Source organism: Paraburkholderia sp. CNPSo 3272, from assembly GCF_024206495.1.
Classification (GTDB): domain Bacteria; phylum Pseudomonadota; class Gammaproteobacteria; order Burkholderiales; family Burkholderiaceae; genus Paraburkholderia.
The window spans coordinates 1-558 of sequence record NZ_JAMBPQ010000121.1 but is presented as its reverse complement, the minus strand read 5'-3'; the positions used below and the strand labels follow the sequence as shown (position 1 = coordinate 558).

Here is a 558-nt window from a genome sequence, read left to right as displayed (position 1 = left end):
TCGATCAGCAGCAAGTCGGCGGGCCCCGGCACGCGCGCCAACATCGACGAGTTCACCGAAACGACTTCGAAGGCGATCGAAGTGGTGGGCGGCGCGGCGAAGGGCAAGGCCATCATCGTGCTGAATCCGGCCGAACCGCCCGTCATGATGCGCGACACGGTTTATACGCTTTCCGAAATGGCGGACCGTGAGAAGGTCGAGCAGTCCATCGAAGAGATGGTCGCGAAGGTGCACGCCTACGTGCCGGGATATCGCCTGAAGCAGAAGGTGCAGTTCGACGAGATCCCCGCGAACGCGCCTTTGAATATTCCGGGCCTCGGCAGGTTCAGCGGCCTGAAGACTTCGGTGTTCCTCGAAGTGGAAGGCGCCGCGCATTATCTGCCCGCTTACGCAGGCAATCTCGACATCATGACTTCCGCCGCGCTCGCCACCGCCGAACGCATGGCGCAGACGCTTCTGAGCGTGGAGGGATAAGACCATGAGCAAGAAACTCTATATCTCCGACGTGACGCTGCGCGACGGCAGCCACGCCATCCGCCATCAGTACTCGATCCAGAA

General features: G+C 61.3%; 1 pseudogene. It reads left to right on the top strand.

Annotation, left to right across the window (positions count from 1 at the left end):
- Nucleotides 1-474 (top strand): annotated as a pseudogene (locus M3I53_RS38095) (acetaldehyde dehydrogenase); the annotation flags it as partial.
- Nucleotides 475-558 lie beyond the last annotated feature (84 nt).